Raw genomic sequence first — 25,274 nt, forward strand, 5'->3', positions numbered from 1 at the left:
GTAATGTGGTATATATGCTTACGAATGATTGGAAAAAAGCCATCAAAGAATCTTTTTATTCACCGCTGGAGTTACTAAAGTTTTTACAGATTGATGTTAGTGAAGCTAATATTTCATTAAGAGAAGCAAAAAAGTTTAAGATGATTGTTCCGCGATCTTTTGCCAGTAGAATGAAAAAAGGTGATATAAATGACCCTTTATTAAAGCAAGTTTTGCCAACACTAGATGAAGAAGCTATCGATCAAAGTTATACTAGTGATCCGCTTGAAGAGAAAAATTATAATAAAGTTCCTGGTTTATTACATAAATATCATGGTAGAGTTTTATTAATTGCTCAGACAAGTTGTGCTGTGCATTGTAGATATTGCTTCCGTAAAGAATTTAATTATAAAGATAACATCCCAGGTAGGAAAGATTGGTTAGAAGCTTTTGAATATATAGAAAATGATAAGAGTATAGAAGAAGTTATTTTAAGTGGAGGAGACCCTTTATTAAATAATGATGAAATTATAGAATTTTTCTTAGAAAATATACAGAAAATACCACATATTAAAAGGCTTAGAATTCATTCAAGAATACCCGTAGTGTTACCAGAAAGGATCTCTGATAATTTATTAAAAATTCTATCACAGCATAGGTTAGATACAATATTGGTTATACATGTTAATCATCCAAATGAGATAGATAGCAATGTCACTAATATTTTAAGACAGATACATAAGTCTGGCATAATTATTCTAAATCAAAGTACTTTACTAAAAGGCATAAATGATGATCCTAATGTACTTCACCCACTCAGTACAAAGTTAATAGAATCTAAAGTAATTCCATACTATATACATACGCTAGATACTGTCTCGGGAACTAAGCATTATAATGTTGATAATGCTAAGGATATCATGAAAAAACTTTCAGAAATATCATCTGGTTTTATGGTTCCTGTATTGACTAAAGAGATTCCAGGCTATCCATCTAAAAAGTGGTTATCGTTTCATGAGTAGAGCATATATCTTAATTTTATTTGATGTGGTTTCAAAAAAATTTATAATTAAAAGTATAAATATACTAAATCTAGAACTTATAAATGGGTAAAAAAATATTTTTTAGTCTATGTTTAGTCATATTTGTTGACTCTATTAGTGCAGGTATTATATTTCCTATAATGCCTGAATTATTTTTAGATACTCAATATGGTTTGGTTAGGAGTCATAGTTTTATTTCTAGTAGTATGCTTTATGGTTTATCTTTTGGCTTATTTCCTTTAGCAAGTTTCTTTGGAATGCCATTTTTAGGTACTTTGTCTGATCACTACGGCAGAAGAAGAATATTAATTTTAGGTCTTTCTGGAGTCTGTTTTAGTGATTTGTTGGCATGTGCATCAATTTTATTAAGAGATCCTTGTATATTTTTATTATCTAGATTTATTATTGGTTTTTTTTCAGCAACATATGTAGTTGCTAATGCAGTGATTGCTGATTTAAGTTTGGATATTAAATCAAAAATGAATAATTTCAAATGGCCAACTTTAGCATTTGTAGCAGGGTTTGTATTAGGTCCATTAATAGGAGGAAGTTCTTCGATATTACAAGGTGCAAATTCTTTAACATTGCCATTTCTTGTAGTGCTGTGTCTATCGTTATTTAATTTAATTTTGATATATGTTTTATTCACAGATATTAAATCTATAGATCAAAAAAAACATAAAGCTTTTAGAAATCAATTTAGAGATATAATTGATATATTCATAGACAAATCTCTAAGGTTATTAACAATCAGTTATAGTTTATTTCAGTTTGCTATAGGGTTATTTATACAATCTATATCGTTATTTTTAGCAGATACATTTAATTTTAATACAAAAAATATTGGAATATTTTTCACGGTAATGTGTATGGGACTAGCATTGAATATACTGTTTATACAGCCATTACTATCGAAATATATTAAGATAAATAAGCTGATAATATCAAGTATAATAATAATGTCTGTTATGTTATTAATCGAAGGGATATCGGTATATGTAGATGATTTTATACAGATAGATGTTAGATTGGTTATATGGATAGCATCATTAATTTTTTATATATCTATGCCATTTGCGACCACAGGATATACAGCGGTATATTCAGATTTTTCTGATAAGGAAAGACAAGGCAAAACAATGGGTGGACTTGGACAAATATCATCATTGATGTGGTTTTTAGCATCATTTTTTATCGGGTATCTAGTATTAACCCATGAGTCATTGATATTAATGTTGGCTGGATCTTTAGCGTTAATAGGAGCATTAATACTGTATATGGCATTTTTTAAATTAACTAAAATAGATAGTAATTAATTCAGGAATAATATGAGAAATAACATTTATAAAAAAATTGCAACTAAATATAGTAACTTATTTTGGAATGAGTGGGAGTTAAACCCTAAAAAAACTGACTACAATATTATTTTTTCATATAAATTACAAGGTGATTTTGATGTTGAAAGGTTACAGGATGCTGTAAATAACTTTATTAAGGCAAGAGTTTTTTTTCGCTCTTATTTTGAACATGATGAAGAAAATCTATATCAAATAATAATGGATGAGGTTCCTACGTATGAAATTGAAAACATACTTATGTCTGATGCTAATGAAATTAGTGTTAAAGAAAAAATTTCTGAAAAAGGAAATGAACCATTTGATTTAACAAAATATCCGTTGTTTAAAATTTTTATTATAAAGACTGATGATAGCACTCACTATTTAACAATGGTTGCTCATCATATTATTGCAGATGGAGGAGCTTTTTGTGATCTTAGAAATAGTATTTCAAGTTTTTATAACAATAAATCATGGGAAGTAGATGATGATAAAGCTCTATATCTGAGTTATTTAGATGATGAGTACAAATCAGATTCTTTTAGTAAAAAAACAAAAGATTTAAATTACTGGGGAGAAGCTTTAGAGTCTTTTGATCTTTCTGCTGATACATCTAATCTTGATTCTAAACTAGAAATCAAAAATGAAAGACTTTTACAGTCAAATATTAAGTTTAATTTAAATAGAGATGATTTTTTAAAACTGAATAACTTCTTAGAAGAAGATAAAACATCTGTTTTTGCTATCTTATCATCTATTTGGAGTACTTTACTTATGAGGTACTTAAATCTTGATAATGCTGTATTTTCATTTATGTCTAATCCAAAAGGTAAAAAGTACAAAAATTTAAATGGTGGCTTAGTTAATAATTTACTTTTACCTATATCAAAAGAGACTAATTTAAGTTTAAGCGATCTATGCCAGAATGTTGGAGGAAGTCTTAGAAAAATGTTAAGGCATAGTAAAATTTCTTTTGGAGAGTTAGTTTCATTTATAAGACAACAAGGAAAAATTAAAAATGGTACAAAGCCTTTTAATTTAGCTATTATTGAAAGTTTTCTTAGTAGTGATTATAAAGGTCTAAATTTTAATGATATTGATACTAGCTACTTTTATAAAGAAGCTGCGTTTATTATATATGATCTTTGTTTAGAATACTCAGTTGATGATGATACAATATTTTTTGAACTACACTATAATGGTTCTAAATTTAGTAGAGAAATAGCAAATCAACTTTCAAAGGATTTTATTGCACTTCTTCAAAATTCAATTCTTAAACCTCAACTATCTCCATATACACATAATTTATTATCAAACATAGAATATAATAAAATTATCCATGATTGGAATAGTACAGAAGAACAGATTAATTACAATTCAACATTAAAAGATTTATTTGAAAAACAAGTTTTAGCAACACCTAATAATATCGCGTTGATATTTGAAGATGAAGAAATTACTTATACAGAGTTAAATAACCAGGCTAATAAGGTTGCTCATGCATTGGTTGATTTGTATAGAAAGAAGCAAAATAAGAATGTTGACGGTGATACTATCTTTGGAGTGTATATTGAACGTTCTGTAAATATGATTGTAGCTATACTTGCTATACTTAAAACAGGAGCTGCATATGTTCCATTAGATGATCAAGATCCTATTGATCGAACTACATTGAAAATAAACGATTGTGGTTGTGATATTGTTGTAACCTCAAATACTAAATTAGAAGCTTTATCAGCTGTAAATAATGATTTAATTACCTTAAGTATAGATACATGTGAAAATTACCCAAATAGTAATCTTTTAACAAATATTAAACCTAATGATCTAGCTTATGTTATTTATACATCTGGTAGTACAGGCACTCCTAAAGGGGTAATGATTGAAAACCGCATGGTAATCAACACTCTTAAGGATATAAACAATAAGTTTGATATTGACGAGAGTGATAGATCTATAATGATTTCAAGCCTATCTTTTGATTTATCTGTTTATGATATATTTGGTATGTTTATATGTGGTGGCGGAGTTGTTCTACCTTCATTAGATGAAAAAAACGATTTCACAAAAATTGTTGAGATCATTGAAAAGTACAAAGTCTCTATTTGGAATAGTGTGCCACAGCTTTTTTCTTTAATTATTGATTATGGGCTTCCTGTAAGTTTTATTAAAAATATGAAAAAAGTACTTTTAAGTGGAGACTGGTTAGATACAAAGTTGATATATAGATTAGTAGAGATTGAAAAATGTCAATGTATCGTAAGTCTTGGAGGTGCTACAGAAGGAAGTATATGGTCAATCTTCAATGAAGTTGGTAGTGTGGATCCTTTAGCTGCAAGCATATCTTATGGAAAACCATTAGGCAATCAAAAAGCATATGTGCTAGATGATATGCATAATCCTGTTCCTGTAGGCGTGATAGGAGAGTATTACATAGGAGGAATAGGGGTTGCTAGAGGGTATATGAATAGACCAGATTTAAATTCAACAAGTTTTATCGTTAATCCATTATATAATAATCAAGATAGTGGTGATTCAGAGATTATTTATAAAACTGGAGATTTGGTTAGATGGAGTACCGATGGTAGTTTGGAATTTATAGGGCGTAGTGATGATCAAGTTAAGCTTAATGGATTTAGAGTAGAGTTAGGTGAAATAGAGAGTAAGATTTCTGAGTATCCCAAAATAGAAAGTTGTGTGGTGAACTCTTATAAGAATAGCAATAGTTTTTCCTTATGCGCTTTTTATAAATCGAATGATGATTTAAATAATGAAGAAATAAAGAATTTTTTATTAGGAAAACTTCCTACTTATATGATTCCAACAAGTTTTGTTAAAGTTGAAAACTTTCCTCTTACGCCGACTGGTAAACTAAATAGAAAAGCATTAGTTCCGCCCGCTGAAAATGAAATTTTAATAAAAGAGATTATAGAACCAAAAAATAAATATGAGCAAGATGTCTGTCAGATATGGGAAGAAATGCTTGATACAGATCAAATAGGTGTTTGTGATAACTTTTTTAATATAGGTGGTGATTCACTATCAGCAATTAAAGCTGCTCATAAACTTAGTAAATTATTCCAACAAAAAGTATTGCCTGCTGATATTTTTGAATATCCAACTATTAGAGAAATCTGTGACAATTTTGTACAAGACTCATTCGTGATAGAGGAAGGAGAATTATGATTAATTCTATTATTGAGTTTCTTTATGAAATAAATAATCAAGGTCTTCTCTTATGGAATGATGGTGGCAAGTTAAAATATAAAAAATTTCGAGAAATAGAAAATCAGGAACAGAAATTTTTATTTATAAAAAAAAATAAGACTGAGATTCTGGATATTTTAGTTAATAGTAATATTACTTCAGGTGATAATATATTACCTATAATATATAAGATCCCTAATTTTAATAATAGCTTATCCTCTTATCAAGAGGGGCTTATATTTCTTCAAGAATCTGAAAATGCTTCTTGTGCCTATAATGCTCCTATGATTCTTGAATTAAGCTCAGATACCAATATCAATATATTCAAAAAGAGCATTTTGGAATTAGTTGATAGACATGAAATACTTAGAACTATATTCATAAAAAGCGAAGATGGGTATTTATATCAAAACGTAGCTAATGAGAATATTTCTATCCCTGAATTCTATATAAGTAAAGAATTTTTAGAAGATACTTTTAAAAAGGAAATTAATAAAAATTTTGATTTATGGCAAGATTTGCCAATAAGAGCAACAATATATAAAGTTGAAAATAAAATCTTTGCAATAATGGTTATACATCATATCGCTTTTGATGGGTGGTCATATAATATTTTTTTAGATGAATTAAAAAGCATATATATAGCAAAAAGCTCTAATCAAGAGAGCAGATTACAAAGTATTTATATTCAATATAAAGACTTTGCGCTTTGGCAACGATTAAATCTTGATAATTATTTAAATAATCAAAAAGAGTACTGGAAAAATAATCTCAAAGATGCTGAATTACTAAACTTTCCTATAGATTATAAAAGGCCTAACTCTTTAGAATATCAAGGAAATGATTTTAATTTTAATATACCTAAAGATTTAGCAGATAAAATTAAGAATTTTTCGAAGGAAAATAATTATACTCAATATTCTGTGATGTTGGCATGCTTTTATATTTTGTTACACAAGTATACAAACCAAACAGATTTAATAATTGGAACCCCATTTGCTAATAGAAATAATACTTATACTGAAAAGATGTTGGGGTATTTTATTAATACCTTACCAGTGAGACTCATCTTAGAAGAAGGTATGACTTTTAGAAACTTATGCTCTAAATTAAATTCAGAATTAATAGAAGTTCAGAAAAACCAAGAATATCCTTTAAGTAAGATTATTAAGGATTTAAATCTTGAAAAAGATCCTAGTCGTCATCCTTTGTTTCAAATCCTTTTTTCTGTACAGAGTTTTGGAACAAATATTGAAAGTTCATTTTTTAAACCTATTAGTGCACATAAGTATCATCAGGTATCACAATTTGATCTTTCTCTCTTTATAGACAATAGTAAAGCAGATTTTGAATGTCGTATAAATTATTCTACAGCACTCTTTGATAAACAAACTATTAAAAGAATAAGTGAACATTTTCTAAATATAGTTAGGTCAGTTTTAGATACAAGTGATATTCAAATAAATCAAATTCAGATGCTAAGTAAATCTGAATATCAATTGATTACGCAGCAATGGAATAAAACTCAAGTAGATTATCCTGAGAGTAAGACGATAAATGATTTATTTGATGAGATTGTATCGTCGTATGGCGATAGAAATGCTGTGATATTCAATGATATAGCTATTAACTATACAGAACTAGATACAAGATCAAATCAACTTGCTAATTTTATTTTAAAAGAGCACAAACATGTTCTTAGTGAGAAATCCTTGGCAAATAATAATTTCATCGGCTTATATTTAGATCGTTCTTTAGAGATGATGATTTCGATAGTTTCAATTTTAAAGATAGGGGCTGCATATGTACCTTTTTCTCCAGCAGATCCTATCGAGCGTTTAGAATATAAGCTAAAAGATTCTAATTGTAAAATAGTATTAATATCGAAGCATCATATTGATAATCAGTTACTTAATTTAAATGATGATATATCGTTTTTATGTGTTGAAGAAATATTAAATAATACTAAAGAATTACCTGATCACAAACCTAAAACTATAGTTAAACCAAATGATCTAGCATATGTAATATATACTTCTGGTACAACTGGAGAACCTAAAGGAGTAATGATTGAACATAGGTCTCTTGTTAATAGATTAATTTGGATGAAAGACAAATATGATTTTAATATTGAATCTAAAGTTTTACAAAAAACCTCGTATTCTTTTGATGTCTCTGTTTGGGAGCTAATACTTCCGTTGATTTCTGGAGGAACCGTTGTTTTAGCTAAGCCAGAAGGTCACAAAGATCCTAAATATATCTATGATCTTATTAATATGCAGCGTATTAATAAGTTACATTTTGTACCAACTATGCTTAGATCTTTTATAACATTTATAAAAACTATAGATAGTTTTTCAATACCTTCTGTTTGTGATGTTTTTTGTAGTGGAGAAGCTCTTTCTCAGGAGTTAGCCAGTAGTTTTAAAGTACTCTTTCCAGATGTAAGACTTCATAATCTTTATGGGCCTACGGAAGCTACAATTGATGTAAGTTTTTTTGAGTTTAATAATCAAGATGATAAATTATTAACCGTACCTATTGGCCAACCTATTCAAAACCATAAACTATATGTACTTGATAAGACTTTAAATCCTGTTCCTATTGGAGTCCCAGGAGAGTTGTATATAAGTGGAGTAGGTCTTGCAAGAGGGTATTTAGGTAAAGAGCAACTAACCAATCAACGTTTTCTTGATAATCCTTTCTCAAGTAATACTGATATATCATCTAGTTTTTCAAAAATATATAAAACAGGAGATATAGTTAAATACCTTCCCAATGGAGTAATTGAGTATATTGGTAGAAATGATAGTCAAGTAAAGATCAAAGGGTTTAGAATAGAGTTAGGAGAAATTGAATCTGTAATTAGTAAGCTAAGTAATATTAAAGACTCTATTGTTACAACGTATAATGACAATACAGGAAATACAAAACTTATTGCTTATTATATAGCTCCAGCTGAGATTGCTGAAGATGATTTATTATCATCAGTTGCAAAAACTTTACCAGACTATATGGTTCCTAATTACTTTATAAAGATAAATAAAATACCATTTAACTTAAATGGTAAGGTCGATTATAAGTCTCTTCCTCTACCAAATAATAAGCGTAGTAATTCTAAGAGTTTAATGGAATTACCTAAAACGGATATTGAACAGACTCTATGTGATATTTGGTGTAAAATATTAGATCTTAATGAAATAAGAACTAATGAAAATTTTTTCCGTTTAGGAGGAGATTCAATAACAAGTATACAAGTTGCAGCTGAAGCTAGAAAACATGGTATTTCTATTACAACTAAACAGATTTTTGATAATCCCACGATAAGTCAATTAGGTTTAATTACACAACAATTAAACAATAACAAAGAAAAAGCAAATATTAGCCTAACAGGAGAATTTCCTGGTATACCTATAGTTAAATGGTTTTTTAATTGTGAGTTTGAGAAAGAAAACCATTGGAATCAGGCAAAGTTATTTAGTATTAGTGATGTAAACTTAGATAAACTAAAAGCTTCAATAAGCACTTACTATAGAAGTGCGGAGTTTTTCAAACTTAGGTACAATAAAAAAACTGGAAAATTATTTTATACAGATAAGTCAAAAGATTTAGTTATATATGAATATGATGTCTGTAATAGTCATGATCAAGAGAAATCTATTGCTGAGCTATGTACAAAATGGCAAGCTGAGTTTGATCTTGAAAAAGGTCCTATAGCTTCTTTTGGTATTATTAGAGGTTTAAAAGACGGAAGACTAAGGCTATTTATTTCTTTACATCACTTAATTGTTGATGGAGTATCATGGCTTTTTATATTAGATTCAATCCAACAAATTTATAATGGTAATAGTTTTTCTAGGGCTTCATCAACATATAAAGATTGGTCTATATTCTGTTATGAATATGCAAATAAGATATCTCAGCAAACAGAGAACTACTGGATAGAAACTTCCAAAAAAGTTAGAGACTATCCATTAACTACTGACAAATCTATATCCTCTAAGAAAAACTTTGATATATCAAGTCAAAAGATCTTAATTGATCAAGATTTAACTTCTAGCATTATTAAAAAATGTCCTGAAGTTTATAATTTAAATGTAGGTGAAGTCTTAATAATTTCTTTAGTTTTATCATTATCTAAGATAAACAAAAGTAAACATATTTGTATGGCAATGGAGGGGCATGGGAGAGAAAATATTTTAGGGGCACCTGATATTTCAGATGCTGTAGGGTGGTTTACTTCTTTATATCCTATTTGTATAGATATTCCTTCAGATAATAACCTTAATTTAATAATTAAAGATATAAAAGAGCAGTTAAAATCTATTCCTGATAATGGTTTATCTTTTGGGTTATTAAAGTATTGTTCTAGTCAAGAAGATATATTACAGCAATTAGATATAGATTATCCTGATGTGCTTTTTAATTATATGGGGCAGTTTGATACAGAAACTAAAGATAGTATTTTTGAAATTGAGAAATTTATTTCTGGAAACATAAGCTCTGAGCAAAACCACAAAGAATATCTTATTGAAATTAATGCATATATATTAGACAAAAAATTAAATATCTTAATTGATTTTAGTAAGTCTCATTTTGAAGAGTCAACTATAGCTAAGCTCTTAAGTCAGTTAGAGTATAATTTGCAAAGTATAACTACTCATTGTTTATCAAAAGATAGTGTTGAGTATACACCATCTGATTTTCCAACTTCAGAAGTTCAGCAGTATGAATTAGATTCAGTTTTAAAAAATATTCTTAAATTTCCTCATTTTGAAAGGATTATGGGACTTTCAGAGTTACAAAAAGGTATGTTGTTTCATGCTATTCATTCGCCAAATTCAGACCAATATAATGAGCAATTTATTTGGGAACTTGAAGGCCAGATTAATATTGATCTGTTTATAAAAGCGTGGGAAGTTGTAATTAATAATTATGATGCCTTAAGAAGTTTTTTCATTTGGGAAAATTTGATAAATCCAATTCAAGTTGTCTTACAAAAAGTTCCTGTTACCTGGGATATTAAAGATATATCTACATCAGGAAGTATCATACAAGAAAGAAATTCAATAATTAATAAAGATAGAAAAAATATTTTTACTTTGAACAATACACCTTATAGATTCACTTTAATAAAAGAATCTGGTTGTAATTATACATTTATATGGTCATATCATCATATTATTTTAGATGGGTGGAGTTGTGCAAATCTTATAGCTCAAGTTAGACTAGCTTATGAAAAATTAATTAATGGTGAAAATCATTCACTATTTCCAGCACCATCTTATTTTAACTATCTTCAATTCATTGACTCAATAAATATCACTGAGTCAAAGGCTTTCTGGAGTGATAAACTAAGCCTAATTGATGAACCTTTAAATCTACAAATTGTCAAGCCTGGTGCCATATTAGATAATAGAAAACCGATAAAAATACAAAAAAATTATCACTCTACTATCGATACTAATCTAGCGTCTCAGGTTGAGAGCTTAGCAAGCAAGTTGGGTATAACAATAAATAGTATAATGCAATTTGCATATGGATATCTGTTGAGTTTATATGCAGATTCAGAAATAACAACCCATGGGACTGTTTTCTCTGGAAGAAATATAGGTATGGTTAATATAGATAAGGCTGTTGGTCTATTTATAAATACTATGCCTGTGATACTAAATTGGAATCTTAATAGTTCTATAAAAGATGCTTTAAAAACTATACATAATGAGATTGAAGATATCGCTGAACATAGCACTGTTAGTTTATCAGAGCTTCAACAAACTACGGGCTTAGATGATATAGATCTTTTTAATACTATTTTTGTTTTTGAAAACTATCCATTAGAAAAAGAATCTTTTATTAAAAATACTACTATAAAAAACTTCTATGCAAATGAAAAGGTCAATTATCCATTATCAATAATTTGTTATAAAAAAGAAGGGTTGTTAAACCTTCAAACATTATATGATGCAGAATGTTTTGAAAGTTTCGATATACAGCAATTGAATAATAGGTTTGCTGTTTGTTTGCAGTCAATAATAGAAAATGTTGAAAATGACTTGAGCAGTATAAGCTTGATTACTCAAGAAGAGAGAAATAAACTGTTATATCAATATAACAATACTGAATCAACGTATCCAAACAAGCCTCTTCATATCCTCTTTAAGGAGCAAGCTCAGCTAACACAAAATGTTAAGGCTGCTATCTCAAAAGATCAATCTATTTCTTATATCGACTTAGATAGAAAATCTGACATTATGGCACAGATGCTTATTTCAAGTTTTGGAAGCATAGCTAAAGAGATGTTTATAGGTATATATTTTGAAAGAAATATCAATATGCTTATATCATTACTGGCTATTTTAAAGGTAGGTAAAGCTTATATACCATTTGATATTAAGGACCCTGATAAGAGAATTATTGAAAAGTTAAAAGACAGCAATGTAAAAATTATTTTAACAGAGGGTGAGTTTGTAGATAAACTAAAAAGCTTACAGTCTGATATTGAGATTGTAGATATTGAAGATCAATCAATACTTAATAATAACTCTACAAGTGGCACAGATTTTCAAAGTGAGTTATCTATAGATAGTCCGGCATATATGATTTATACATCAGGCACCACAGGAAAAGCAAAAGGAGTTATAGTTTCACATAGAACTATTCTTAATTTGATCAATCATCAAAATAAATCTATTGAAGTTAATACTTCTAGTAACATTTTGCAATTTGCTAATTATGCTTTTGATGTATCTGTACAAGAGATTTTTACAGCATTACTTAATGGTGCAACACTACATATAACTCCAGAAGAATTTAAGTCAGATATGGATATGCTTCTAGACTTTATCAAGGAGCGAAATACTCAAATAGTTTTTATACCTCCCGCGGTTATAAATATTATTTTTTCAGAAAATATTAATAATATTAATTTACCGAATTGTATCAAGCATATAATATCAGCAGGCGAGCAACTTATATTAACAAAAGATGCTAAGCAAAAAATTCTTCATGATAACGGATTTATAATTCATAACCACTATGGTCCAACAGAAACTCATGTGGTATCAACTTTTACTTTAGATGAAAAACCCTCTTATGAACAGAGTCATATACCAATAGGGAAACCGATAAGTAATAGCCAATTTTATATTTTAGATAAACATTTAAAGCTTGTTAGTGAGGGTATTGCTGGAGAACTATATATCAGTGGTGATAGTCTCGCTTTAGGTTATAACTCTGCAGAAATTACTGCAGAAAAATTTATTTATCTAGATGTTGAAAGTATAGGGGAGAGTAAAAGGCTATATAAAACAGGTGATTTAGTAAAATGGCTTCCTGATGGAAACCTTATATATTTAGGAAGGGCAGATGACCAGATTAAGATTAGAGGTTTTAGAATTGAGCTTAGTGAAATAGAAAGTAAAATTAATCAGATTGAAGGAATTAAGCAAAATGTAGTAGTTTTTAATAAGAATTTAGAACAAATTATTATTTATTATACTTGCAAAAACTCAGGTTTAGATTCTAATTTTATTCGAGAGTATTTACAAACTCGTTTACCAGATTACATGATACCTCATCATTTTATTAAGTTAGCGGGGATCCCGTTAACATCTAATGGTAAAGTTGATAAGAAACGCCTACCTATACCTGAGAAACAAATTCAAGAGTTTAACTATAAAGAGCCAAGGACAGAAACAGAAAGAGTTGTTTCACAAATATGGTCAGAAGTGTTAGGTATAAATAAAGTAAGTATAGAGGATAATTTCTTTAAACTAGGAGGCCATTCTTTAAATGCAACACAAGTAATATCAAGGATTAGGCGAATTTTTGAATTTAACTGTCCAGTCAAAAGTATCTTTGATAATCAAAAGCTTTTAGATTTTTGTAGATATATAGATGATAACTTTTCAATAGTAAATAAGAAAGATCATCATATAAGTGTAGTAGATAGAGAAGGAAGGTTACCTTTGTCATCTTCACAACAACGCTTATGGTTTATAGATTGTTATCAAAAAGGAGATAGTAGTAATTATAATATACCTATAGCAATCCACCTTAAAGGTAAATTAGATATAGCTATTCTTGAAGATAGTTTAAATCTTTTGATATCACGCCATGAGTCATTAAGAACTATATTTAAGCAAGACTCAGAAGGAAATGGATATCAGGAGGTTCTTAGTGTTAATAGTATTGAACCATTAAAGTTAGAAATAGAGTCTGTTGAAGAGTCTAAGCTAAGTTTAGCTGTAACTAAAAAAGCATCGAAGAGTTTTATATTAGGTGAATATCCTCTTATGAGAGTATATTTATTTGAGATACTTGATGCTTGTGAAGAATACATTCTTTTAGTTAACCAACATCATATAATAAGTGATGGATGGTCAGTAGGAATATTTTTTAGGGAATTAAGCCTAATTTATAATAGTTTGAGAAAAGCAATTAAGCCTGTATTAGAGCTTTTAGAAATTCAATATGCTGATTTTGCAGTATGGCAGCAGCAATATTTTAATAGTGAAGCTATCCAAGATCAGATTAATTATTGGAAAGAATCACTTTTAGGGTATGAAGATTTAAATTTACCTACAGATAAGTCAAGACCAGCAATTCAGAGTTTTAATGGGGCACAATATAGATTTGATGTAGATTCTGATCTTTATGGTGAACTACATCTTTTATCTAAGAAGCTTGGATGTACGATGTTTATGTTGCTTTTGTCGGGGTATTATATACTACTTAGACGTTATAGTGGTCAGCAAGATTTTGTTATAGGCACACCTATAGCTAATCGTAATAATTCCCAGGTAGAAGATACAATAGGCTATTTTGTAAATACTCTTGCTATAAGGGTTTCTTCTGAGGATTGTAGAGTTGAAGAGCTTATTAATTTAGTTAAAGATAGATGTTTGGGAGCATATCAACATCAAGATTTACCTTTTGAGCATTTGGTTGAGATTTTAGACATACAAAGAGATCCTTCTAGATCTGCAATCTTTCAAGCTGCTATTGTTATGGATAATTCAGATGTAACAGAAAATGTTAATTTTGATGAAATTAGCCCTAGTATGTTTACATATGATAATTCGTCTTCAAAGTTAGATATTACTTTATATTTCTTAGAAAATAAAAATAATTCAAACTGTAGTCTTGCTTTTGAATATAGTACAGATTTATTTGAACACTCTACAATACAGAGGATGTCAGAACATTATATAAAGATCTTACAAAGTATGGTAGGAGATTTAACTGAGTCAATTGATAGTATTAACTATTTATCAAAGGCTGAATATAATCAGTTAATCTATGATTGGAATAAAACAGATACTGACTATCCTAAAGATAAAACTGTAATAGATCTTTTTGAAGAATGTGCAATAAATATGCCAGATAATATAGCAATTATATCTGAGGGTAGAGAGTTAACTTACCGAGAGTTAAAAGAAAGATCTAATCTACTTGCTGAGTTTATTTTAGAAAGATATATAGCGGACAGTAGCGGTATTGCTAGAGATAATAAAACAGCGGTAGTTATTTTAGATAGATCAATAGAACTTATAGTTACAATATTTGCTGTGATGAAAGCTGGATTTACCTATGTACCTATTAGTAAAGATGAACCTTTAGAAAGGGTTAAGCAAAAATTTGATAAGCTAGAGCCTTCAATAATTATTACAGATAAAGCCTTTATTGAATATAGTCAAGAAACGAAGCTTTGTGAGAGTATTGATACAATTGATATTAATAGCTTAGAAGTTTCTAAGAATAAATATCAAAAGAAACTTATAGATAATATTGATATAAAGCCTCAAAGTTTAGCATATATTATGTATACATCAGGTTCTACTGGTGTTCCTAAAGGTGTTATGATTAAGCATAAATCTTTATTAAATCATGCGTGCTCATCAAGGGATAATTATGATATTACCTCTAAGGATCGTATTCTTCAGTTTTCTGCTATAACTTTTGATATTTCTATCGAGGAAATTTTTTCAACTTTGATAACTGGTGCTACTCTTATTCTCAGAGATAAATATCTATCGTACTCTATTGAGGATTTTATAGATTTTGTTAAGCAGTATAATATTAATGTAATCAATTTACCTACTGCTTACTGGAATGAGCTTGTAAGTTCGTTAGAAGCAAAGCTACTTCCTGCTAATTTAAAAACTGTAATAATAGGTGGTGAGAAAGCTAGTTTAGCTTCTTTAAGAAGATGGAATAATATAGTTCAACAAAATGTTAGAGTATTTAATACATATGGGCCTACTGAAGCAACAGTTGTTACCTCAGTATTTGAAATGAATAAAATCTCTGATTTGGACTTAATAAAAAATATTCCTATAGGAAAACCTGTTCAGAATTCTAAAGTATATATTCTTGATAAGCAAATGAAACCAGTTCCAGTAGGAGTTGCAGGAGAGCTTTATATTGGTGGAGTAGGAGTTGCAAAAGGGTATTTAAAAGATAATTCACTAACAACAGAGAAGTTTATAATTAATCCATATCAAGAAACGACAAAAATTTATAAGACTGGTGATATTGTTAGATGGTTAAAAACTGGTGATATTGAGTATTTAGGAAGAGCTGATGATCAGGTTAAGATTAGAGGGTATAGGATAGAACTCGGTGAGATTGAGTTTACAATAGCAGAGTATCCTTTAGTTAATAATGTAGTAGTTACAGCAAATAATTTAAATAGTGCTTCAAAAGAGCTTATTGCTTATATTGTTGAAAATATTGAAAAAAACATTGTTGATAAGGAAAAAGAAAATAATAATCAAGAAAAAGAAACTAAATTTGTTGACCAATGGCAACAGATTTATGATGAAACTTCTACAGATGAGAGTGGGAGATTTTCTTTTGATTTTGATATTAGTGGTTGGACAAGCTCTTATACTAATGAGCTGATAGCTTATGAAGAGATGAAAGAGTGGGTTGATAATACAATATCGCGTATTAACTCTTTTAATCCTATTAATATTCTTGAGATAGGTACAGGATCTGGTTTGCTTCTTTATCCTCTTTCTAGAGAGATTTCAGGAACTTATTTTGGAGTAGATTTTTCACAAACAGAAATTGATAGACTTAAAAAAGAAACACTAAGACTTCCTAAAAGAAATATACAGTTAAAAATTCTAAAAGCTGATGAAATAGAAAAGTTTAGTGATGATATTGCAGATACTAAGATTAATATGGTAGTCATCAACTCAGTTATCCAATATTTTCCAAGTGCAGATTATTTGGAGCAAGTTATACTTAAAGCATCAAGCTATATCAACGAAGGAGTTATATTTCTTGGTGATATAAGAGACTATCGTTTAGTTGGAGAGTTTCATCTTTCTGTTTGTCTCTATAATATTAGAGAATCTAGTTCAAAAGCAAGAGCTAGTACTTTGATAAATCTAGTTAAAGATGAGTTAAATAAAGAAAAAGAGTTATTGATATCTCCAGAGTATTTTATTGCACTTGAGAAGAAGTATGACTTTATTGACTATATAGAGTTACTTCCAAAGCAAGGAAAATCGCCAAATGAAATGAACTTGTTTAGATATGATGTAGCAATACATATAAAGAAAAATTCTATAAATGTAGTAAAACCATTCGATAGCAATATAACTAAGTATTCTGAAGATATTCTTGAGGTAGAAAAATACTTATCGGGTAATTCTAAAAAACTTTTAATAGTGAAAAATTATCAGTTAAATGACACAGTTACTTACTTATCTAAGCTTTATAATAAGCTTAAAGATGCTAATAATTCAGACTTAGAAGTAGGTATAGAAAATATTTTTGCTGATAATATTTATGATTTTACATTACTAAACTTTTGTAAAAACAATAACTGTAAGGTTTATGAGTTTTTATCTGTAGATAAAAATGAAAAAGTATCTAAAAATATTATTTTCTATAGAGATATAGATATTGAAGTTGTCAAAAGAATAGCATTTGAAGAGCTTAAGAGTGAATTAACTCATGACCATAATACTTTATATTACAATGATCCATCATTAGTACATCAAAAGTCAGTTAGTTGTTTAAATATTAATGACTTACGAGAGTATTTACAAACTCGTTTACCAGATTATATGATACCTAATCATTTTATTAAGTTAGCGGAGATTCCATTAACATCTAATGGTAAGGTTGATAAGAAACGATTACCTATACCAGATAATCAGAGTCAAACATTAAGTTATAGAGAGCCAAGGACAGAGACAGAAATAGTTGTCTCACAGATATGGTCTGAAGTGTTAGGTATTAATAAAGTAAGCATAGAAGATAACTTTTTTAAACTAGGAGGTCATTCTTTAAATGCAACACAGGTAATATCCCGAATTAGGCGAGTTTTTGAATTTAACTGTCCAGTCAAAAGTATATTTGATAATCAAAAGCTTTTAGATTTTTGCAGATATATAGATGATAATTTTTCAATAGTAAATAAGAAAGATCATCATATAAGTGTAGTAGATAGAGAAGGAAGGTTACCTTTGTCATCTTCACAACAACGCTTATGGTTTATAGATTGTTATCAAAAAGGAGATAGTAGTAATTATAATATACCTATAGCAATCCACCTTAAAGGTAAGTTAGATAAGGCTACTCTTGAAAAGAGTTTAAACCATTTGATATTACGCCATGAGTCATTAAGAACTATATTTAAGCAAGACTCAGATGGTAATGCATATCAAGAGGTTCTTAGTGTTAATAGTATTGAACCATTAAAGTTAGAAATAGAGTCTGTTGAAGAGTCAAGACTAAGCTTAGCTGTAACTAAAAAAGCATCGAAGAGTTTTATATTAGGTGAATATCCTCTTATGAGAGTATATTTATTTGAGATACTTGATGCTTGTGAAGAATACATTCTTTTAGTTAACCAACATCATATAATAAGTGATGGTTGGTCTGTTGGAATATTTTTTAGAGAGTTAAGCTTAATCTACAATAGTTTAAGAAAAGGTATTAAGCCAGTATTAGAGCCTTTAGAAATTCAATATGCTGATTTTTCAGTATGGCAGCAGCAATATTTTAATAGTGAAGCTATCCAAGATCAGATTAATTATTGGAAAGAATCACTTTTAGGGTATGAAGATTTAAATTTACCTACAGATAAGTTAAGACCAGCAATTCAGAGTTTTAATGGGGCACAACATAGGTTTGATATAAGTTCTGATCTATATAATGAACTACATCTTTTATCTAAGAAGCTTGGATGTACGATGTTTATGTTGCTTTTGTCAGGTTATTATATATTACTTAGACGTTATAGTGGTCAGCAAGATTTTGTTATAGGCACACCGATAGCGAATCGTAATAATTCCCAGGTAGAAGATATAATAGGTTATTTTGTAAATACTCTTGCTATAAGGGTTTCTTCTGAGGATTGTAGAGTTGAAGAGCTTATTAATTTAGTTAAAGATAGATGTTTGGGAGCATATCAACATCAAGATTTACCTTTTGAGCATTTGGTTGAGATTTTAGACATACAAAGAGATCCTTCTAGATCTGCAATATTTCAAGTATTGTTTACGCTTCAGAATGAGTTTAAATCATCAGATTTTAACTTTTCAGATATAGATACAATTCCATATAATTTTGATATATCTACATCAATTTTTGATCTAGATTTTAATCTTTTTCAAGATGATAATAAGTTATATTGTAATGTTCAATATAGTACAGACTTATTTGAACACTCTACCATAAAAAGGATGTCAGAGCATTATATCAATATCTTACAAAGTATGGTAAGTGATTTGACTGAGTCAATTGATAGTATTAACTATTTATCAAAGTCTGAATATAGTCAGTTAATTTATGATTGGAATAATACAGATACTGACTACCCTAAAGATAAAACTGTAATAGATCTTTTTAAAGAATGTGTAATAGGAATGCCGAATAATATTGCGGTTAGGTCAGAAGATAGAGAATTAACCTACAGAGAGTTAAATGAAAGATCTGACTTACTTGCGGAGTTTATTTTAGAAAGATATATAGCGGACAGTAGTGGTACTGCTAGAGATAATAAAATAGCGGTAGTTATTTTAGATAGATCAATAGAACTTATAGTTACAATATTTGCTGTGATGAAAGCTGGATTTACCTATGTACCTATTAGTAAAGATGAGCCAATAGAAAGGGTTTCTAGTAAAATATCTGATAGTAAATCAGATATAATAATATCAAACTCAAATTATGACATTATTAAAAAGATAAATAATTCCAATAGCTTTATAATGATCGATGCTATTGATTTTTTAAAGCATAATTTAGTTTATAGAGGCTTGTACAGTAGGAATAGAATGGATAATAGCATATCGCATATTTTTTATACATCAGGATCTACTGGAAAACCTAAAGGTGTTGTCGTTGAACATAAAGCACTTACAAATCTGATAAACTGGTTCTGTAAAAAATATAAAACTAATAGCTCATCTAAAACAATTTTATTAACAAATTATACTTTTGACCCTAGTTTAGAAGATATTTTTGCACCATTAATTTCAGGAGGTTCTTTATATATACCAACGAATCAGGAGCTATTAGACACTCAAAAGCTTTATAGAGTAATTAGAGATCAAAATATAAATATACTAAACTATGTTCCTCAGATGGCTTATGAGATTTTATATGATAAACCTCTAATTGAATCTCTTGATTATGTTATTGTAGGTGGAGATAGGCTTGATGAAACTATTAAGCAAAGATTATCTAGTATAGGGTATAGGATCTTTAATCATTATGGTCCAACAGAAACATGTATCGATTGTTTAGCAACAGAATGTAGTATCGATTCAAAAGTATCAATAGGAAAACCAATTTATAATACAAAAGCTTTTGTATTAGATAAAAATTTACATCCTGTTGCTAAAGGGATATATGGAGAATTGTATATAGCAGGCATTGGATTAGCTCGAGGATATTTAAATAATCATAAATTGACAGATGAAAGATTTATTACTAATCCATTTGCTAATGAGTATGATATAGCTAATGGCTACACAAGGTTATATAAAACTGGAGACCTTGTAAGATGGCTACCAGATGGTAATATTGAATATATAGATCGAAATGATTTTCAAGTTAAGATTCGCGGATTTAGAGTTGAGTTGGGAGAAGTTGAGTCTCAGTTATCTAAACTTAAGGGGATTAAGAAAGCTTCTGTCTTGGTTCAAACTAGTGAAAAACTAAATAATCAATACTTAATCGGTTACTATGTCCCAGAAAAATTAGGTGTGCTTAAGCAAGAAGATTTAATTAGTCAATTATCTAAGGTGTTACCTGAGTATATGGTGCCAAGTGTATTAATTGAACTTCAAAGTATGCCGTTAACAGTTAATGGTAAGTTAGACAGAAGGGCATTACCTGATCCTAAATTTATTAATGAAGATAGCTATGTAGCTCCTACTACAGAATTAGAAAAGCAAGTGTGTTATATCTGGCAAGATATTCTTGATTTAGATAAGGTAGGAATTAAAGAGGACTTTTTTAGGTTAGGCGGTAATAGCATATTAGCTATTAAACTATCACATAGGCTATCTAAAGAGTTAAATAGTCAAATAAGTGTTGCAGATATTTTTCTCAATAAAACAGTCAGTTTATTATCTAAAAAAATATCATCAGAAAATGGGTTATTAAAACAGCTCTTAAATCAAGATATAGGACAAAATAATGAAAATATATTCTTTATACATCCAGCTTACGCCGGTTGTGAAGTATATATAGATTTAGTTGAGAAAATTAAATCAAATTATAATTGTTATGGTATTGATAACTATAATATCATTAACAACGATCAGATAACTAACCTTAGCTCTTTAGCTATTAAATATAAGTCTATAATAGATTCTAAGATTACCAACTTTAACAATACTATAAGAATAGCTGGATGGTCTTTAGGTGGTAAAATAGCATTAGAAATAGCGTATTTATATGAGCAAAATGGATATAAAGATATTGAAATCTATTTATTTGATACATGGATTTTCAATAATGAGCTAAAAAAACAATGGGATAATCAGCAAAATATAGAGATACCAGGCTTTATAATAAATAAGAATTATGATGACGAGTATCTTTTAAAAGTAAAAAAAGCTGCGGAATCTGAAAATCAACTTATGTTGCGAGATATTTCAGGAAGACTTAAATATTCAAGATGTATATTGTATAAAGCTTTAGAGTGTGGTGATAAATATCAACATGATTATCCAGATAATAATCTTAGCTTAGTAGTTGATAATCTCGAGGTAATAAATATAGAGGCTAGTCATTGGGATATTTTGACTAAAATAGAAGAGTTTATTTGATGTTTTTTATAAACTTATTTTAGCTAGTTTATGGGCCTTATTGCCCCTCTTATATGAAGAAACATAGAGTAGGAAAGTCAAAGTATCTTTCTTTCATATATTCATGCTATAAAATTCTTATATTATTTTTATTTTACTATATCAGAAAAGACAATAATAAATATTTAGACATAAAAAAAGCCTTTATTTCTAAAGGCTTTCAATATATGGCGGAGAAAGAGGGCGTCATCTATTAAGTTCAATTTTTACCATCTTAGTTCAAAATAGTTCTCTAAGTCAATAATATCAAGGCTTATAGCTATTTATAAAAATCTTATCTAGTATTGAAAAGTTCATATTAATTCGTTATTATTCACTAATCATAGGTGGGTATATAGGTGGGTAGAAATAGTATGCGGAGAAAAACAGTGCTTACTGTCAAAGAGGTTGAATCTCTTAAGCTTAGTAATGGTTCGAAGCAAAAATTTTGCGTTGGAGGAGCTGATGGATTATATCTGCAAATTACAAAAAATGGTTCAAAATCATGGATATTTAGGTATACAGCTCTTGGAACAGGTGTAAATGGTGTTAAACAAAAACGAAAGGAAATGGGGCTTGGCTCATTTCCTTTAGTGCCATTAAAACTTGCTAGAGATAAGGCTAAAAAATATAAAAATCTTTTATTAGATGGAATTGATCCAGCTACGGATAGAAAAGTTAAGATTGAACAAATTAAAAATGATGAGCAACAAAAACAAATTACTTTTGAATATGTAACTAGGTTGTGGCTTGAGAAAAAATCACAGGAATGGAAAAATCCAAAAGATTTTCCAAGATGGACAAGAGCTTTTGAAAGAAATATATTTCCAACTCTTGGGAAAATGCCAATAAGTGAAATTACACATACACATATTACAGAAACTTTGAAGCCAATCTGGACAGAAATACATGATACATCAACTAAGTTGAGATCGTATATTTCTAATATCTTTGATTTTGCTATTGCATCCAGTCTCTATCATGAACTTAATCCAACACCATCTAAGAAACAGGTTGAGGTTTTATTACCATCTGGAAAACTCACACAAAAAACCAATCATCATCCTGCTTTACCATATAATCAGTTAAAAAGCTTTATTAAAGATCTTAAAACTGAAAATTCAATACCATCCTTAGCTCTAGAGTTTGCAATTTTAACAGCTAGTAGATTTGGGCAAATAGCAAAAGCATCTTGGGATCAATTTGATTTAAAAAAAAATGTTTGGATTATACCAGCTGAAATAATGAAAGGTTCAGCAAGTAAAGCTAAACCACATACAATACCGCTATCAAAAAGATCTATAGAAGTGCTTAATAAAGTTAAGAAGTTGGCAAATAATAAGTTAGTATTTCCAAACACTCAGGGCAATCAAATATCAGATAAAGCTTTGAAGAATGTTATTTTGAGTCTTCATAAAAGTTTAAAAAAGATAAATACAGATTCTAAAGGTTATATTGATCCTGCTTATAATAAAGTTATTACACAGCATGGTTTTAGATCTACATTCTTAAACTGGGTAACCGAGAAAAGTAATTACCCTTTACATGTAGGAAGGATGGCTTTAGCTCATGAGATCGAAGATAAAGTTGAAGCAGCTTACAGAAGAGGTAATTTGCTAGAAAAAAGAGCTTTGTTAATGGAAGAGTGGGCTGAATATATGAACTAAATTCAACAATACAATATTCAAAAACCTGTTATTATATCATACTTGTCAAGGACAAATTTTTTATAAATAGTGTCCTTTCTATACTTTCCATATTATCAAATAATATCTCTTGTATACAAAAGTAGCCGGCAGTGTTCAATCGCTTTCGAGAGCATAAAAAGAATTATGAGATTAAAGCTATGGAAGAAGAATATTTAAAAATAGATGAAGTTCTGAAAATAATAAAAAAGAAAAAAACGACTCTTTACGCATATATCGCGAGAGGGGATTTTCCTAAACCTATAAAAGTTTTTGGAAATAGCTTATGGCTTAGATCTGAGGTTAATGAATTTATGAGTAGTTTTGTTGAGCAAAGAAATAAGAAGCAAAATCAGCTTGGAGCTCTTAAGGAGTGTGATCATGTTAAATAAAAACTCAGATCAGCAATTTGATATAAACAATATAAGTTCTATTTTGATTAACGACGAGGAATCTGTTAAGTGGACATTAGAAAAAATTAATGAGCTTACAAATAGATTTAACGAGGGAGTAATTTCTGATAGTAAATATAAAAAAATGAAACAGTCACATTTAGATATGTTGAACTTTTTTATTAAAAGCTCAATCAAAAAAAATCTAACAGATGAAAATATAGATATAGTTGAGGATATAGATCAAAGCATTGGTTTCTTTGAGTTTTGTAATATTGTCAGTTCAGCATATAAAGAGATCCAGAACCAAGTTGTGTCTAAAAAAGTTCAAGCATTGTCATGGGATCAAGTGATTGCTAAGGATTTAAGATCTAAAGAATTTTTGCTTGAGCCTATTATAAAAGAAAAAGATCTAATAATGGTCTATGCAGAACGAGGTGTAGGAAAAACGCATCTATCTACAGGAATTGCTTGGGCAATATCTACAGGTACAAGTTTTCTAAGTTGGGAAGCTAATAGATCTGTAAATACATTATTTATAGATGGGGAAATGCCTTTAGTAAGCATAAGAGATAGATTAATGAATCTATCTAATGGACTTTCAAATAGCCAATTTAAAATTGTAAGTCATGATACTTTATTAGCTGACCAGATAATGCCAGATCTATCAACCCTAGAAGGACAAGAATCTCTCGAAGATCTTGTTGATTGGGCTGATTTTATAGTTTTAGATAATTTAGCTACCCTATGTCGTAGTGGTAGGGAAAATACAACAGAAGCATGGCGTATTACGCAAGATTGGTTGTTGAGTCTCAGAGCTAACGGTAAAACTATTCTTTTAGTAGATCATGCTGGCAAAAATGGAACTAATAGAGGTTCATCAGCTAAACAAGATGTGTTGGATACTGTTTTATGTCTCAAACATCCTTCTGACTATGAGTATGAGCAGGGTGCTAGATTTATAGTCAAGGTAGAGAAAAATCGTAATGGCGAAAAAATTGAGGATATAGAGGTTCACTTAGTGAATGGACATTGGAATATTTCGACTGCTAAGCAATCTAGGAATGAGCGAATAATTGAAATGTATAAATCTGATATGACCCAGAGAGATATAGCACAAGAGATGGATTGCAGTCTTGGATTAGTTAGTAAGGTTATCAAAGCGTACAAACAAAATAAAAAGTAGTGTTCACGATATTTTTGCCTAGAGACTGTGAACAATGAACATTTATAGAACATAAGAATGTACATGATATGAACAATATAATATTTAAACTAAAGACTTAAGCAATATTTAGCTTTTAGT

The 25,274-nt window shown here is 29.1% G+C and carries 7 protein-coding genes; all 7 read left to right on the forward strand.

Annotated elements, in window-relative coordinates; translation table 11 throughout:
- The first annotated feature begins 14 nt into the window (after positions 1–14).
- The 7 genes from epmB to F7310_RS04510 all read left to right on the forward strand — a co-directional run bounded on the left by epmB (position 15) and on the right by F7310_RS04510 (position 25,154).
- On the forward strand, positions 15–1,001 hold the full coding sequence (epmB, locus tag F7310_RS04480) for an EF-P beta-lysylation protein EpmB (RefSeq protein ID WP_072712095.1): 987 nt from the start codon (positions 15–17) through the stop codon (positions 999–1,001).
- An 83-nt stretch (positions 1,002–1,084) separates the two neighbouring features.
- Positions 1,085–2,338, forward strand: coding sequence for an MFS transporter (locus F7310_RS04485; RefSeq protein ID WP_072712097.1), 1,254 nt, complete (start codon positions 1,085–1,087; stop codon positions 2,336–2,338).
- A 12-nt stretch (positions 2,339–2,350) separates the two neighbouring features.
- On the forward strand, positions 2,351–5,545 hold the full coding sequence (locus tag F7310_RS04490) for a non-ribosomal peptide synthetase (RefSeq protein WP_072712099.1): 3,195 nt from the start codon (positions 2,351–2,353) through the stop codon (positions 5,543–5,545).
- Positions 5,542–21,873, forward strand: coding sequence for a non-ribosomal peptide synthetase (locus tag F7310_RS04495; protein WP_072712100.1), 16,332 nt, complete (start codon positions 5,542–5,544; stop codon positions 21,871–21,873). The genes F7310_RS04490 and F7310_RS04495 overlap by 4 nt, the downstream gene beginning before the upstream one ends.
- Positions 21,874–22,265: 392 nt before the next feature.
- Entirely contained in the window at positions 22,266–23,558 is a 1,293-nt protein-coding gene (locus F7310_RS04500; RefSeq protein ID WP_072713533.1) for a tyrosine-type recombinase/integrase, read from the forward strand.
- Between the two features lie 131 nt (positions 23,559–23,689).
- A complete protein-coding gene (locus tag F7310_RS04505; RefSeq protein ID WP_072712102.1) occupies positions 23,690–23,968 on the forward strand; it encodes a helix-turn-helix transcriptional regulator in 279 nt (92 codons plus the stop codon).
- A complete protein-coding gene (locus tag F7310_RS04510) occupies positions 23,958–25,154 on the forward strand; it encodes an AAA family ATPase (protein ID WP_084645189.1) in 1,197 nt (398 codons plus the stop codon). The genes F7310_RS04505 and F7310_RS04510 overlap by 11 nt, the downstream gene beginning before the upstream one ends.
- The last annotated feature ends 120 nt before the right edge of the window (positions 25,155–25,274 follow it).

This window comes from Francisella uliginis (assembly GCF_001895265.1).
In the GTDB taxonomy this organism is placed as follows: Bacteria; Pseudomonadota; Gammaproteobacteria; order Francisellales; family Francisellaceae; genus Francisella; species Francisella uliginis.

Bases quoted from the DNA above. Each gene is read 5' to 3' on its own strand.
- epmB (WP_072712095.1), top strand. From the start codon at position 15: ATGCTTACGAATGATTGGAAAAAAGCCATCAAAGAATCTTTTTATTCA.
- F7310_RS04485 (WP_072712097.1), top strand. From the start codon at position 1,085: ATGGGTAAAAAAATATTTTTTAGTCTATGTTTAGTCATATTTGTTGAC.
- F7310_RS04490 (WP_072712099.1), top strand. From the start codon at position 2,351: ATGAGAAATAACATTTATAAAAAAATTGCAACTAAATATAGTAACTTA.
- F7310_RS04495 (WP_072712100.1), top strand. From the start codon at position 5,542: ATGATTAATTCTATTATTGAGTTTCTTTATGAAATAAATAATCAAGGT.
- F7310_RS04500 (WP_072713533.1), top strand. From the start codon at position 22,266: ATGCGGAGAAAAACAGTGCTTACTGTCAAAGAGGTTGAATCTCTTAAG.
- F7310_RS04510 (WP_084645189.1), top strand. From the start codon at position 23,958: ATGTTAAATAAAAACTCAGATCAGCAATTTGATATAAACAATATAAGT.